The following is a 12,539-nucleotide window of genomic DNA, read 5'->3' as shown; positions in this document are numbered from 1 at the left end:
TCACCGTGGGTCGCGACGCCGGTACGTCATCAGGCACGGCTCGGCGGCGCGGGCGACGCCGCCGATCTGGGCCGGCACCGGTCGGGGATAGCTCGACCATCGTGGTTCGAGCTCGAACTGCGTGAGCAGGTGCGTGGCCGCCATCGTCATCGCAGCGATCGAGAAGGGCTGCGCCGGGCAGGAGTGCTTGCCGTGGCCGAAGGCCGTGACCAGCTGGGGGGAGGCCAGTCCCGCGGTGTCGGTGAAACGGTGCCGCGTCCAGCGGTCCGGGGACCAGGTGTCGTGGCCGAGCTCGGGGGACCGGTTGGTCAGCGGAAGGAGGGTCGCGATGGTCGCCCCCGGGCTGACGTCGTACGTCGCGTCGCCGGTGTCGAAGGTGACAGGCGCGAGCACGGTCCGGGCCATGATCGATCGCTGGGCGAGGCGCGTGGACTCGAGGGCGCACCGCGCGGCCAGCTCCCTGTCGCCGGCGGCGACGGCCCCGGCAGCAGCGGGGTGCTCGATCAGGTCGATCAGCATCCACGCCAGCGCGGCACCCAGGTTGGACAGCGACGCCACGTGGATCAGCGCGACGTCGTAGGCCACCCCGAGCCGGGCGACCTCGGGTGGCTCGTCCGCCCACTCGGCGGCGATCCTCGCGAACAGCGGATGCGCCTGGAGCTCGACCGATCCGATGGAGACGCCCACGATCTCGACGACCCGGTCCAGGGCTGCCCGCTCGGCCGCCTTCCCGGACGCGGCGACCGCGGCCATGGCGTCGGGGTGGACGAAGGCGTCCGCGCCGTCGAGCGCGTCGAACGCCACCACCAGGTCGTCGAAGGCCGCTCCTGAGGCGGCGCCGGGGCCCGCCCACGACGCCAGGCCCATCCGATGGCCCAGGCGTCGGGTCAGTGCGAAGACGTCCACGCTCCCTGAGTCGCCGAGCTCGGCGACGGTGGCGGCCAGCGCCTCCTCGAGGTTGCCGAGGTACGACGCGACGTCCTCCTTGCGGAAGAGCGAGCCCGGCAGCGTGCGTCGTCCCTCGAAGAGGGCGTCCGGCAGCTTGCGGCGCAACATCAGGTAGTCCGCGACGCCCTTGCTCGCCACCTCCTCGGGCAGGGCGTAGAAGGACTCGACCCCCGTGGGGGAGAAGGTGAAGAGGACCCGGTCCCGGCCGCTCTCGACCAGGAAGGTGTCGCCGTGGACCTCGCGGGCGCGCGCCAGGAGGTCGACTGCGTCGTCGACGGCCACGTCCCAGGGCAGGCCCACGCCGACGGCCAGCGTCGGCTCCGGTGAGATCTGGGCGCGGGACACGGGGCTACCTGTCCGACCGCAGGCCGGGGTGGCTCTTCGCCAGCATCGGCAGCAGCAGGCTGCGCGGCGTGACGTGCGCGAGCGCGGCCGCGATCCGGTTGGCGCTGCCCGGGATGACGACGAGCCGGCCCTTCGCCATCCCTTCGACGGCACGGTCCGCGACCTCCTGCGCGGAGACCCACATCGCCTGGGGCAGCGCCGCCTCGGCGTCCTCCTTGGTGAAGCCGGCACGTGCACCGAAGCCCGTGTCCACGGGCCCGGGGCACAGCGTCGTCGCCGTCACCCCGGATCCCCGCAGCTCCCCGGCTAGGCTCTGGGTGTAGGAGAGGACGAACGCCTTGGCGGCGCCGTACCCCGCTTGTCCGGGCAGGGGCTGGAACGCTGCGGTCGAGGCGACGTTGAGCACGGCGCCGCGTCGTCGGGCGACCATGCCGGGCAGGAACCGACTGCACAGGTCCACCACGGCGACCACGTCGACCTCGATCATCGCCATCTCCGCATCGGGGTCCGATGCGCTGACCGGTCCCAGGGTCGACGACCCGGCGTTGTTGACCAGCACCGCCACCTGCCGACCCGACGCGTGGACGCGGCTCGGCAACGCGGTCCGAGCCTCCCGGTCGCTCAGGTCGGCTGCGACCACCTCGGCTCCGCCGGGCAGCTCTGCAGCCAGGGCCTCGAGCCGATCAGCCGACCGCGCCACCAGCGTGACGTGATGACCGCGCTCGGACAACGTCCGCGCGATCTCGGCGCCGATGCCCGAGGACGCCCCGGTCACGAGTGCAGTCCGGTCGGGTCCGGGGGCGGGGAGAGCCATGGACGCACTCTAGGGGCGACCCCGAGGCAGAACCGCTCGGACGGGGCTAGCGTTGACACATGTATCGCATGCTGCTGATCTTCCCGGCCTCGGTCGAGGCTGCGGTGGTCGAGCGGATCGCCGTTGACGAGATGGCGCCGTTCCTCCGGGGGTGTGACGGGTTCGGATCGATGAGCATCAGCGTCGGACCGATGATGGGGCCGGCAGCCCGGGGCGACGGCGCGAGTGTCGTGGTGACCGTCGAGCTCGACACGCTCGACCACGCGCTGGCCGCGATCGGGGCGCAGGAATTCGCGGCCACCGCCGGCGCCGTCGAGTCGCTCGGCGCGGAGATCTACCTCTACGAGGCGCGCGACCTCTGATCGTCGCCGGAGTGGAGCGTCGGCGTCCGGGAGGACACTCAGGCCGTGGTGACGCTCTCGCAGTCGTCGGCGACGACATCCTCCGGGTCGATGGTGACCTCGTCGAAGCCGTCACCGCAGGAGACCTCGTCGTTGTTGTTCGTCCCGTCGAAGGTGCTCAACGTGTCGTCGCCGTCCCCGCCCTCCAGGTAGTCCGCGCCGCCACCGCCGTCGAGGCGGTCGTCACCGGTCCCACCGGTGAGGACGTCCTGCCCCGCGGACCCGAAGAGGTCGTCGTCGCCCGCGTTGCCCTCGAGCCGGTCGTCGCCGGCGTGCCCGCTCAGCGAGTCCGGAGCCCCGGCGCCGACGATGACGTCGTCGCCGCCGTCGCCGTGCAGGACGTCGTAGTCGTCGCCCCCGTTGATCCTGTCCCTGCCCGAGCCGCCTTGGATGAACTCGGTCCCCGCGCCGCCGAACAGTCGGTCGTTGCCCTGGTTGCCGCGCATGAAGTCGTCCCCACCGCGACCGGACAGCGTGTCGTTGCCTCCGCTGCCACACATGATCACGTTGTCCGCGGCGGTGCCGACGATCGTGTCGTTGCCGTCCCCGCCGGAGAATCGCGGGTCGCAACGGGCCACCTGGGCGGCCGCGTCAGCGACGCCAGGGGCCGAACCGAACGTCAGGGTCGCGGTCGCGACCGCTGCGAGCAGGAGCGGCAGCACGGGGGTGGTGCGGCGAGAGGTTCCGATCATGAGGCACAGCATCACACGGCCGCCTCAGCCGTGACCATGGGCTGATCGCGGTCGCGGGGACCTGTGTCAAGACCCTCGCGACCCTGGACGCGGGGCTCGCCGAGCGGTGGCCGGAGCACACCCTCCTCGTACCGGACTGACTATCGGCCGAGTGGGCCGTCAGTGGTACCCGTACCCGACTGGTGGCCCGGTCCGCCCGGTCCCGCGAAGCGCGTCAGGGTGCATGGGAGATGATGCGGTGCGATGAGCGACGAACGCGTAGTGATCCACACCGACGGCGGCTGCACGCCCAACCCGGGCCCCGGCGGCTGGGGCGCCGTGCTCCGGTACGGCGACCACGTCCGCGAGCTCTACGGCGGCGACCCGACCGAGACCACCAACAACCGGATGGAGCTGACCGCGCCGATCATGGCGCTGGAGACCCTCAACCGCCGGTGCGTCGTCGAGCTGCACACCGACAGCACCTACGTCCGCAACGGCATCACCCAGTGGGTGAGCTCCTGGAAGAAGAACGGCTGGAAGACGTCGGCGAAGCAGCCGGTCAAGAACGTCGACCTCTGGCAGCGCCTCGACGCCGCGTGCGCCCAGCACGACGTGGAGTGGTTCTGGGTGAAGGGCCATGCCGGCGTCCCCGACAACGAGCTCGCCGACCAGCTCGCGACGCGGGGGATGCAGGAAGCGCTCGGCCGGGCCTGAACGGGCTCGGTCGAGGATCGCGGGTCGCCGTCCGCGGAGGGGAAGGTCAGGCGTCGCGGGGCGTCCTCAGCTCGGTCGTGCGCCGATCAGCTCGGCGGAGCCGTCCCGCCGGACCACCAGGGCGGTCAGGTCCCGGTCGCGCAGCCACTGGGGTCCGTCGGAGTCCAGGGCGAGGGCACAGGTCGCTGCCACGTCCGCGTCGACGAGGTCGTCCGCCACGACCGTCACCGCAGCAAGGTGCCGCGGCGGCAGACCGGTGCGCGCGTCGCGGACGTGAGCACCGCGGTGCGCGAGCCCGGACGTCGCCACGGCGCCCCGTCGTACGGGGATGTGGGCGAGCAGCCGGCTCGGCGAGAACGGGTCCTCCACGCCGATCCGCCACTCCTCGGCTCCCGCTCCGTGCGGTCGGGCCATCCAACAGCTGACGTCGCCGCCGCCGTTGAGGCACACGTCGGTGTCGGGGAGCTGTTGGAGGATGACGGCCGCGCGCTGCACCGCCAGGCCCTTGACCACCCCGGACGGATCGAAGTGGCGCCGACCGTCCGCGCCGGTACGCCACACGTCGAAGGCCCCGCCCGTCGCGGACTTCGCCGCAGCCGCGCGGCCGAGCACCTCGGCCGGGTCGAGTGCGAGCGTCGCCGGTGCTGCTGTCACTTCCTCGCCTCGGTCGACCCGGGTCACCCAGGAGTCCTGACGGAAGGGGCTGTAGTCAGCGTCGACCGTCCGAAGGAAGGCGACGGCCTCCTGCCAGGTGCGGCGCCCCTGCAGGGAACCAGCGTGGCGGCCGCGGAGGGCGACGCTGACGGGCATGCCCATCAGCTGTTCGACCGCGCGCCAGGTGTCGGCAGCCCCGGACGGAGTGGCCTGGCCCTGCGGGGCCCTCATCGCATCGCCTCGTCGAGCGCGCTCTGGAGCGAGTCCCGGTAGGCCTCGCTGGTGTAGGTGGCGCCGCTGACCATGTCGACCTGCGGCTGGACGGCGTCCTCACCGACGGTGCGGTTCAGGAGGATCGGCAGGGCGTAGGAGTTGATCTCCTCGTCCTTCGAGCTGCCTGTCGGGTACTTCAGGACCCGGGCACCTGCGATCACACCGTGCTCCACGGTGACCTCGACCTGGACCGGTCCGTACTTGGTGTCGATGACGGACCCGGTAGCGGTTCCGGTTCCCGGGCCGGCGCCGGTGGTGCCGGCGACGTACTCGCCGGGGTGCGCGAGGGCCGCCGGTCCCATCGTCGAGGTCCTGTAGTTCAGGAGCAGGACGAGTGCGGCCACGGTGCTCACGAGCCAGATCAGGATGCGCTTCATGTGGTCACCAACCGAACGACTCGACGTGGACGTGGCGGCGAGGTACGCCGAGCCTGTCGAGATCGGCCACCACGAGGTCGACCCATCCGGCCGGGCCGCAGAGGTAGACGTCTCGCTCCGCGATGTCAGGCACGCACTCGCGCAGGAGGTCGCGGTCCGCCGCCCCGTCGTCGACGTGGCCGCGCGCGCCCACCAGCCCATCGCCGATCCACGAGTCGTGGCTGCGCCGCCGGCCGCGGCTGCGCAGCATCTGGAGGCCACGGGTACGGGACAGCTCGAGGAGCTCGTCCTGGAAGAGCGGCTCGTCGGAGTAGCGCTCGATGAGGACCGCGTCGCCCGGCGCGTACGGCAAGCCCTCGGCGAGAGCGCGGAGGGGTGCCAGGCCGGCCCCGGCGCCGATCAGCGCGACCTTGCGTCGCGTCCGCACCCGGTCGGTGAGACGACCGAAAGGTCCCTCGACGAAGACGCGCGTTCCCGGGCGCAGGGCTGCCAGCGACGAGCTTCCGTCGCCGACGGCCTGGACGGTGATCCGGAGGGAGGAGCCGTCCGGTGCGCTCGAGAGGGAGAACGGGTTGGCCCGGGTCCAACCGGGCCGCCCCCCGAACCGCCAGCTGAGGAACTGACCAGGCCTGACGTTCAACCGGTCGAGGCGACGTCCGGCGACGTGGATCGACACCAGGTCGCGACTCTCGCGAACGACCTCGGTCACCCGGAGCCGGAACCGCAGGTTGCTGACGATGGGCAGCGCGACCCGGTAGACCAGGACCGCCGTGATCGCGGCGATCCACGCCCCCCACCAGAAGATGGTCCGCGACGTTGAGGACGTCATCTCCGCGCCGGTCCACAGCTGGTGAGGGAGGGCGAGGCCGGCACCGAGGTAGGCATAGAGGTGGAGCAGGTGCCACGACTCGTAGCGCAGTCGTCGGCGCGCCGCGCGCACACTGGTGCCGACCACCATGACCAGGCATCCGGTGCCCGCGACGGCGAGGAGCATCCCGGGGTACTCGGTCGTGAAGCTCCAGGCCGTGTGCGGGATCTGCGGCACGGCGCCTCCGGCGTACCCCCAGGTGATGAGAGCGATGTGCGCGGTCATCAGGCTGAAGGAGGTGAAGCCGATGACACGGTGGATCGCGGTGAGCCGGTCCTGGCCGAAGGCACGCTCCAGCACCGGGATCCGGGCCATCAGTGCGACCTGCGCCAGGAGCAGTACCGACGCCAGGAATCCGGTGATCCGCCCCGTCGACACCAGAGCGGTCGCCCAGCCGCTGAGGTCGGAGAGACCCCCGCCACCGATCCACCACCAGGTCACGAGCGACATGGCGGATGCCAGCACACCCGAGGAGAGGAGGCGAACCCAGCTGTCGACCCGCGCCGTCCGACCGAGCCGTGGGTCCGTCGCCCGCCCCATGGTCGTCACTGTCATCGGTTGATCTCCTCCTGAGCAGTGCACGGCCGATCCCGTGCCCCGTTCGCAGTTTGGCTGAGCCTTCCTGCCAGGAACCTGACTACGATCCGAGCGCAGGGATCGTGAGGAGGTCGCATGCTGACGGTGGGCGTCTGCGAGGACCATGAGCCGATCCGTCGCGCGCTGGCACGTGGGCTCCGGCACGCCGGGCACGAAGCCGTCCTCGCCCACGACGGCAGGGAGGCGCTCATCCGGTTCGCGCCGGCCGTCCCGCTCGACGTGATCGTGATGGACATCGGGCTTCCCGACGCGGACGGGAGGGATGTCGTGCAGGCGCTCAAGTCGGCGGGGCAGGACGCACCGGTGCTCTTCCTCACCGCGTTGGACGCCCTTCACGACAAGCTCCAAGGTTTCGCCGCCGGCGCCGACGACTACGTCGTCAAGCCCTTCGAGATGAGCGAGGTGATCGCTCGCGTGGGTGTCCTCGCCGCTCGCCCGCGGCCGACGCGGGCGCCGGGGTTGGCGGGCCTCGACCTCGATCCCGCGTCACACTCGATCCGTACGTCGTCCGGAGAGGCGCTGCTGAGTCCGACGGAGTTCCGGATGCTCGCGGCGATCGCCGCCCGGCCGGGAGAGGTCGTCCGGCGCCGCGCGGTCGTCGCGGCAGCCTGGCCGGACGGTGCGATCGTCAGCGAGAACACCGTCGACTCCTACATCCGGAGGGTTCGATCCAAGCTTGCTTCCGTCGACGCTGCCGTCAGGATCGAGACGGTCCGCGGGGTCGGGTTCCGTGTCTGCTGACGACCACGCCGCTGCGCCGGGCAGGCCCCACGGAGGTCTGAGACGGCGTGTCGTCGTGGCGACGGCGAGCCTGAGCCTCGGCGTCGCGGTGCTGCTCGTCCTCATCATCCAGCTGGTCCTCGAGACGTCTGCGGCGGAGGCCGCCGACCGGGTGCTGGAGAACAGGGCAGACGCGGTCGCGCAAGCGGTCGAGTCCGGCGGAGATCGCGTCCCCGTCATTCCCCCGTCGCTCCTCGGGCCGGGGGTGGCGGTGTACGACGGCGCGGGCAGGCTGGTCGCGGGGTCGGTGCCTCCGGCGCAGGCGCACGAGTACGAGGAGATGTCCCGGCGGGTTTCGCCGGCGTTCCACTCCGACGAGGACGACTACCGGCTGCGAGCGTTGCCGGTGCAGAGCGCAGACGGTGCGTTCGCAGGTGTGGTCGTGGTGTCGGAGTCGTTGGAGCCCTACGAGGGGCAGGAGCGCAACGGCCTGTTGACGGGCCTCGGCGCGGCCCTGGTGATCGTCGTGCTTCCCACTGGCCTTGCGGCGTGGGCGAGTCGACGGGCGCTGGCGCCGGTCGCCGAGATGGCGAGGACTGCTGACGAGTGGAGCGCGCACGACCTCGGTCGGCGTTTCGACCTCGGTCCGCCCACCGACGAGATCAAGGCTCTGGGGCACACGTTGGACGGGTTGCTCGAGCGGGTGGCCCGGGCGATCGGGGACGAGCAACGGCTGACCTCCGAGCTCGCCCACGAGCTGCGGACCCCGCTGGCTGCGATCCTGTCGACCGCGGAGGTCATCGCTCTGAGCCCCGACCTGGATGACGAGCTCCGCGCCGATCTCGGCGAGATCATCAGTCACTGTCGGTCGATGGCGACCACCATCACCGGGCTGCTCGACATCGCGCGCGCCTCGACCGGCGCCCGTGCCAGTGCGCGCTGTCGGCTCGAGGACGTCGTCGCCGAGGTGCTCCGTCAGGTCGACAGGCCTGAGGCGGTCACGTTGGGGAGCGGGGGCAAGCTGGCTCTCGCGATGAGCGCCGACACGGCCGTGCGGGCACTGGTCCCGGTCGTTGCCAACGCGGTGCGCCACGGCACCCACGTGCTGGTCGACGCGGTCGTCGACGGGCACTTTGTGATGATCGCGATCCGTGACGACGGCCCCGGTGTCCCTGCGGCCCTTCATGAGCATCTCTTCGAGCCCGGGGCGAGTGGGAGTGGAGGGAGCGGTCTCGGGCTGGCGTTGGCGCGGCGGGTCGCGCGAAGTGCCGGCGGGGACGTCGTCCACGACCGGCGTGATGACGACGGAGGAGCGGTGTTCCAGGTCCGGCTGCCGACCGAGATCTGATCGAGGTCAGGCCAGCGACAGGAAGAGCTTCTCCATCTTCTTCGTGTCGACGCTGTCCGGACCGCCCTCCTCCAGGCACTTCTGGAGGCCGGCGGCGACCAGCGCGTAGCCGCCCCTGCTCACCGCCTTGTTGACGGCGGCGAGCTGGGTGAGGGAGTCCTCGCACTCGGAGCCTTCCTCGAGCATCCGGATCACCGAGGCGAGGTGCCCGTTCGCGCGCTTGAGGCGGGTGATGATCGCCTTGATCTCCTCGGGTTCGAGCTTCATCCCTGCGCTCCTTCGGTCGTGGCGGTCAGCGCCGCCAGCATCCCAGAGAGCCTGCTCCTCGCGTCGCCGGCGACCTCTGCCAGCCCGGGTGCATCGCTGAACGCCGCCATCATCCCGGGGTCGAAGATGTCGACCCGGGTCCGGCTGGAGTCCTCCGCTGCGACCACGACGTTGCAGGGGAGCAGGGTCGCGACCCGGTCGTCGATCTCGATGGCCTGGTGCGCGAGCTCGGGGCGGCAGGCGCCGAGGATCACCCGTGGCGTGGTCTCGACGCCGAGCTTGGTGTGCAGGGTCGCCGCCACGTCGATCTCGGTGAGCACGCCGAAACCGGCGTCGCCCAGCAGGCCGCGGACCCGGTCGACGGTCTCGGCGTACGGCCGGTCGACCGTGGCGCTCATCGTGAAGTCGTTCATCTCCAGCTCCTTGCTCTCGCGGTGGAGTTTACATCCCCCCAGGGGGATATGCTACGTTCTCGATCGTAACCCCCAGGGGGGATGAACGATGAATCGGAAGGCGACGGCATGAAGTCCTCAGCGGAGGAAGTCGACAAGAGCGAGTCAACCGACCAGCGCCCCGGTCCGTTGGGACGCCTCGGGACGTGGGTGGTCGACCACCGCCGCCCGGTCGCGATCGTGTGGGCGCTGGTCGTCGTAGGGCTCGGGATCTTCGCGCCGGCCGTCGAGCGCAACCTGTCCGGCGCCGGTTGGCAGGCCGACGGCTCCGAGTCGGTTGCGGTGCGTGACCTCGCGCAGGAGCATTTCGGTGGCAACGCCAGCCACGCGGTCCAGGTCGTCGTGCACAGCACGGATGCGCCGCTCGACGAAGGCGACGGCCCGAGGGTGGTCGCCGACGTCATCGCGCTCCTGGAGGCGGAGCCGCGCCTGGCCGAGGTCGTCGGACCGGTGCCCGGAGCGAGCATCTCGCCGGACGGTCGCACGGCGATCGTGCTCGCCGGCGCCGGTGTCGACACCAACGAGATGGTGCGGGTCGCGACCGAGCTGAAGGGAGAGGTCGCGAACCTCTCCACGGAGAGCGTCGCGGTGAACCCGACCGGTTCCTCCCTGCTCTGGTCGGACTTCAACGAGGCGAACCTCGAGGCGATGCTGACCTCGGAGATGGTGTCGTGGCCGGTCACGCTCGGGATCCTGGTCCTGGCCTTCGGGGCGCTCGTCGCCGCCGGACTGCCACTGCTGCTGACCGTCGCCGGGCTCGTCGCCTCCGCCGGATCCCTGGTGCTCATCAACGAGCTCGTGCCCGTCTCCATCTGGGCGATGAACTTCGCGATGATGTTCGCGCTCGCGCTCGGGATCGACTACGCGTTGTTCCTGGTCGTCCGCTACCGGGCCGCCCGGATGGGCCAGCACGAGGACCCACGGCACGCGATCGCCGAGATGATGGACACCGCCGGCAAGGCCGTGCTGCTGTCCGGCGCGACCGTGCTGGTCTCGCTCTCCGCCGTCCTGCTGGTGCCGTCGCCGTCGTTTCGGTCGATGGCCGGCGGCATCATGATCGCGGTCGTCTTCATCCTCGCGGCGACACTGACGCTGCTGCCGATCGTGCTGTTCACGCTCGACGAGCGGATCAACAGGTTCGCCCTGCCCTGGGTGCACACCGGCGAGCACCGGTCGCCGAGGTTCGCGGCCTGGGGTGAGCGGCTGTGGCGCCGACCGGTCGCCTGGGGGCTCGGCGCGCTGGTGGTGCTGGTCGCCCTGGCGGCACCGATCTTCGGCGTGCAGACGGCCATGCCCTCGATCAAGGTCCTCCCGGAGGACGCGAACGCGCGGATCGGGTACGACCAGGTCCAGGACGCCTTCGGACCGGGCGCGCCCGGCATGCTCCAGGTCGTCGTCGCCGACGACGAGGCACGTGCGGCCTCCCGCGAGCTGCGGTCCGACGCCGGGATCGCCCTGGTGCTCCCGTCCGTCGCGGCGCAGGACGGATCAGGGCTGGTGATGATCCAAGCGATGCCGACGGTCGACCCGTCCGACCCGGCGCTGGTGACCACCGTCGCTCGGCTCCGGGCCGATCTCCCGAGCTCGGCCCAGGTCGGCGGTGCGGCGGTGGAGAACATCGACCTCAAGGACCAGCTCGACCGGTCGACGCCGCTGGTGATCGGCGTGGTGCTGGTGCTCGGATTCCTGTTGCTGCTCGTCGCGCTGCAGGCGCCACTGATCTCGCTGCTGGGCACCCTGGCCAGCCTGTTGTCGACGGCGGCAGCCTTCGGCCTGGCCAGGTTGGTCTTCCAGGAAGGCCACGGCTCGGACCTGCTCGGCTTCGAGCACCAGGGCTTCCTCGACGCCTGGGCGCCGGTGTTCTTCTTCGCGATGATCTTTGCGATCGCGATGGACTACACCGTGTTCCTGCTGGCGTCGGCCAAGGAGCACTGGGAGAAGTCGGGCGACCCGCGCGAGGCCATGGTCGGCGCCGTCGCCCACTCCGGACGAGTGATCTTCGCCGCCGGCGGCGTCATGGTCGCGGTGTTCTTCACCTTCGCCCTGTCCGGTCCGCTCCCGCCCAAGGAGATGGGCGTGATCCTCGGCGTCGCGGTGCTGCTCGACGCCTTCCTCGTCCGCCTGGTCCTGCTGCCGGTGATGCTCCGCGTCGCCGGTCGCGCGGCCTGGGCCACCCCGCGGTGGCTGCGGCGGATCCTCCCCGACATCACCTTCTCGCACGGCTGAAACGAAAGGAACGACCATGACCACCACCACGAACACCTCCGAGGGCACGACGAGCCACGGCAAGGCGGTCCTCCGCGACCTCTCGCCCCTCCATCGGGACCTGCGCCGGGCCATCCCGGACGTCTACAAGGGCTTCGGCGAGCTCAGTCAGGCGGCGTTCGCCGACGGCGAGATGAGCAAGCGGACCAAGGAGCTGATCGCCCTCGCGATCGGTGTCGTCGAAGGGTGCGACGGCTGTATCGCCTCCCACGCCCAGGCAGCGGTGCGTGCGGGCGCGACGCGCCAGGAGGCAGCCGAGGCGATCGGCGTGACCTTCCTGATGCACGGCGGTCCCGCGACGATCCACGGCGCTCGCGCCTACGCAGCGTTCTGCGAGTTCGCCGACGCCCACGACGCCGGCGACGCCGCGTCCTGAGGGAGGAGGTCTCCGATGTGTCGACCTGCACGCTGCCGCACCTGTGACAAGACCACCTGGGCCGGATGCGGCGCCCACGTAGCGGAGGTCCGTGCGACCGTGCCGCCGGAGCAGTGGTGTCCGGGCCACCCGGAGGACGAACGGTCCTGGCTGCGCCGGGTGCTGGGGCGCTGACCCGGAGCGCCCGGCCGGGGCTGCAGACCGCGCGTCAGGCGGGCGGCTGCACTCGACGCTCCTCGACGACAGCGGTGGTGCGGGAGCGCTGCTGGTTGACGATCAGGGAGACGACGATCGAGAGCGCGCCTGCGACCAGGAGGATCCAGCCGAGGGTCCCGGTGTCGACGGCGGTCGTGTCGACGTTGACGACGTCGAGGACGAGGATCAGTCCAGCGACGATGAGGACGATGCCGAGACCGATGGCCATGGTGTGCTCCTTCGAGGTTGCG

At 71.1% G+C, this 12,539-nt stretch carries 16 protein-coding genes; 7 read left to right on the top strand and 9 right to left on the bottom strand.

Features of this window, described 5'->3' with window-relative positions:
- Both H0487_RS24085 and H0487_RS00145 read right to left on the bottom strand, forming a co-directional pair.
- A complete protein-coding gene (locus tag H0487_RS24085; protein ID WP_183092201.1) occupies positions 1-1,293 on the bottom strand; it encodes a cytochrome P450 in 1,293 nt (430 codons plus the stop codon).
- Positions 1,294-1,297: 4 nt separating this feature from the next.
- Positions 1,298-2,107 (bottom strand): SDR family NAD(P)-dependent oxidoreductase, encoded by an 810-nt coding sequence (locus H0487_RS00145; RefSeq protein ID WP_183092200.1) that lies wholly within the window; start codon positions 2,105-2,107, stop codon positions 1,298-1,300.
- A gap of 59 nt (positions 2,108-2,166) precedes the next feature.
- Between H0487_RS00145 and H0487_RS00140 the strand changes: the two genes are divergently transcribed.
- Positions 2,167-2,469, top strand: a complete 303-nt coding sequence (locus H0487_RS00140; protein ID WP_183092199.1) for a hypothetical protein — start codon at positions 2,167-2,169, stop codon at positions 2,467-2,469.
- Positions 2,470-2,507: 38 nt separating this feature from the next.
- Here the strand turns inward: H0487_RS00140 and H0487_RS00135 are convergent, their stop codons facing one another.
- Positions 2,508-3,200, bottom strand: a complete 693-nt coding sequence (locus H0487_RS00135) for a calcium-binding protein (RefSeq protein ID WP_183092198.1) — start codon at positions 3,198-3,200, stop codon at positions 2,508-2,510.
- 243 nt (positions 3,201-3,443) lie between these two features.
- Between H0487_RS00135 and rnhA the strand changes: the two genes are divergently transcribed.
- Entirely contained in the window at positions 3,444-3,896 is a 453-nt protein-coding gene (gene rnhA / locus H0487_RS00130) for a ribonuclease HI (RefSeq protein WP_183092197.1), read from the top strand.
- 66 nt (positions 3,897-3,962) lie between these two features.
- On the opposite strand, the gene H0487_RS00125 is transcribed toward rnhA, so the two are convergent.
- From H0487_RS00125 to H0487_RS00115, 3 genes are read right to left on the bottom strand one after another with little or no spacing between them, the layout of a single operon-like run.
- Complete coding sequence (locus H0487_RS00125; protein WP_220792939.1) at positions 3,963-4,781, bottom strand: FAD:protein FMN transferase; 819 nt, start codon at positions 4,779-4,781, stop codon at positions 3,963-3,965.
- Entirely contained in the window at positions 4,778-5,200 is a 423-nt protein-coding gene (locus H0487_RS00120; RefSeq protein ID WP_183092196.1) for an FMN-binding protein, read from the bottom strand. The genes H0487_RS00125 and H0487_RS00120 overlap by 4 nt, the downstream gene beginning before the upstream one ends.
- Before the next feature lie 4 nt (positions 5,201-5,204).
- Positions 5,205-6,623, bottom strand: a complete 1,419-nt coding sequence (locus H0487_RS00115; RefSeq protein WP_183092195.1) for a ferredoxin reductase family protein — start codon at positions 6,621-6,623, stop codon at positions 5,205-5,207.
- A 117-nt stretch (positions 6,624-6,740) separates the two neighbouring features.
- Here H0487_RS00115 and H0487_RS00110 point away from each other — a divergent pair, with 117 nt between their 5' ends.
- Both H0487_RS00110 and H0487_RS23020 read left to right on the top strand, forming a co-directional pair.
- A complete protein-coding gene (locus tag H0487_RS00110) occupies positions 6,741-7,406 on the top strand; it encodes a response regulator transcription factor (RefSeq protein WP_183092194.1) in 666 nt (221 codons plus the stop codon).
- Between the two features lie 55 nt (positions 7,407-7,461).
- Positions 7,462-8,733, top strand: coding sequence for a sensor histidine kinase (locus tag H0487_RS23020; protein WP_183092193.1), 1,272 nt, complete (start codon positions 7,462-7,464; stop codon positions 8,731-8,733).
- 6 nt (positions 8,734-8,739) lie between these two features.
- Here the strand turns inward: H0487_RS23020 and H0487_RS00100 are convergent, their stop codons facing one another.
- Together H0487_RS00100 and H0487_RS00095 are read right to left on the bottom strand one after the other, a co-directional pair.
- Positions 8,740-9,000, bottom strand: coding sequence for a metal-sensitive transcriptional regulator (locus tag H0487_RS00100; RefSeq protein ID WP_183092192.1), 261 nt, complete (start codon positions 8,998-9,000; stop codon positions 8,740-8,742).
- Positions 8,997-9,413 (bottom strand): DUF302 domain-containing protein, encoded by a 417-nt coding sequence (locus tag H0487_RS00095; protein WP_183092191.1) that lies wholly within the window; start codon positions 9,411-9,413, stop codon positions 8,997-8,999. The genes H0487_RS00100 and H0487_RS00095 overlap by 4 nt, the downstream gene beginning before the upstream one ends.
- A 108-nt stretch (positions 9,414-9,521) precedes the next feature.
- Here H0487_RS00095 and H0487_RS00090 point away from each other — a divergent pair, with 108 nt between their 5' ends.
- The 3 genes from H0487_RS00090 to H0487_RS24555 are packed head-to-tail and all read left to right on the top strand — an operon-like array spanning position 9,522 to position 12,267.
- Positions 9,522-11,678 (top strand): MMPL family transporter, encoded by a 2,157-nt coding sequence (locus tag H0487_RS00090; RefSeq protein WP_220792938.1) that lies wholly within the window; start codon positions 9,522-9,524, stop codon positions 11,676-11,678.
- A 16-nt stretch (positions 11,679-11,694) separates the two neighbouring features.
- Positions 11,695-12,093: a carboxymuconolactone decarboxylase family protein gene (locus H0487_RS00085; RefSeq protein WP_183092189.1), complete on the top strand. Its 399-nt coding sequence runs from the start codon at positions 11,695-11,697 to the stop codon at positions 12,091-12,093.
- A 15-nt stretch (positions 12,094-12,108) separates the two neighbouring features.
- Entirely contained in the window at positions 12,109-12,267 is a 159-nt protein-coding gene (locus tag H0487_RS24555) for a DUF8730 family Cys-rich protein (protein ID WP_512698502.1), read from the top strand.
- Between the two features lie 34 nt (positions 12,268-12,301).
- On the opposite strand, the gene H0487_RS00080 is transcribed toward H0487_RS24555, so the two are convergent.
- A complete protein-coding gene (locus H0487_RS00080; protein ID WP_183092188.1) occupies positions 12,302-12,517 on the bottom strand; it encodes a DUF6458 family protein in 216 nt (71 codons plus the stop codon).
- Positions 12,518-12,539 lie beyond the last annotated feature (22 nt).

Origin of the sequence: Nocardioides stalactiti (assembly GCF_014180715.1) — a bacterium.
In the GTDB taxonomy this organism is placed as follows: Bacteria; Actinomycetota; Actinomycetes; order Propionibacteriales; family Nocardioidaceae; genus Nocardioides; species Nocardioides stalactiti.
This window is presented reverse-complemented; position numbering and strand designations above follow the sequence as displayed.

Coding starts and splice junctions, on each gene's coding strand:
- H0487_RS00125 (WP_220792939.1), bottom strand. CDS start 4,781: ATGAGGGCCCCGCAGGGCCAGGCCACTCCGTCCGGGGCTGCCGACACC.
- H0487_RS00095 (WP_183092191.1), bottom strand. CDS start 9,413: ATGAACGACTTCACGATGAGCGCCACGGTCGACCGGCCGTACGCCGAG.
- H0487_RS00085 (WP_183092189.1), top strand. CDS start 11,695: ATGACCACCACCACGAACACCTCCGAGGGCACGACGAGCCACGGCAAG.
- H0487_RS00145 (WP_183092200.1), bottom strand. CDS start 2,107: ATGGCTCTCCCCGCCCCCGGACCCGACCGGACTGCACTCGTGACCGGG.
- rnhA (WP_183092197.1), top strand. CDS start 3,444: ATGAGCGACGAACGCGTAGTGATCCACACCGACGGCGGCTGCACGCCC.
- H0487_RS00100 (WP_183092192.1), bottom strand. CDS start 9,000: ATGAAGCTCGAACCCGAGGAGATCAAGGCGATCATCACCCGCCTCAAG.
- H0487_RS00120 (WP_183092196.1), bottom strand. CDS start 5,200: ATGAAGCGCATCCTGATCTGGCTCGTGAGCACCGTGGCCGCACTCGTC.
- H0487_RS24555 (WP_512698502.1), top strand. CDS start 12,109: ATGTGTCGACCTGCACGCTGCCGCACCTGTGACAAGACCACCTGGGCC.
- H0487_RS00080 (WP_183092188.1), bottom strand. CDS start 12,517: ATGGCCATCGGTCTCGGCATCGTCCTCATCGTCGCTGGACTGATCCTC.
- H0487_RS00110 (WP_183092194.1), top strand. CDS start 6,741: ATGCTGACGGTGGGCGTCTGCGAGGACCATGAGCCGATCCGTCGCGCG.
- H0487_RS00135 (WP_183092198.1), bottom strand. CDS start 3,200: ATGATCGGAACCTCTCGCCGCACCACCCCCGTGCTGCCGCTCCTGCTC.
- H0487_RS00115 (WP_183092195.1), bottom strand. CDS start 6,623: ATGACAGTGACGACCATGGGGCGGGCGACGGACCCACGGCTCGGTCGG.
- H0487_RS00090 (WP_220792938.1), top strand. CDS start 9,522: ATGAAGTCCTCAGCGGAGGAAGTCGACAAGAGCGAGTCAACCGACCAG.
- H0487_RS00140 (WP_183092199.1), top strand. CDS start 2,167: ATGTATCGCATGCTGCTGATCTTCCCGGCCTCGGTCGAGGCTGCGGTG.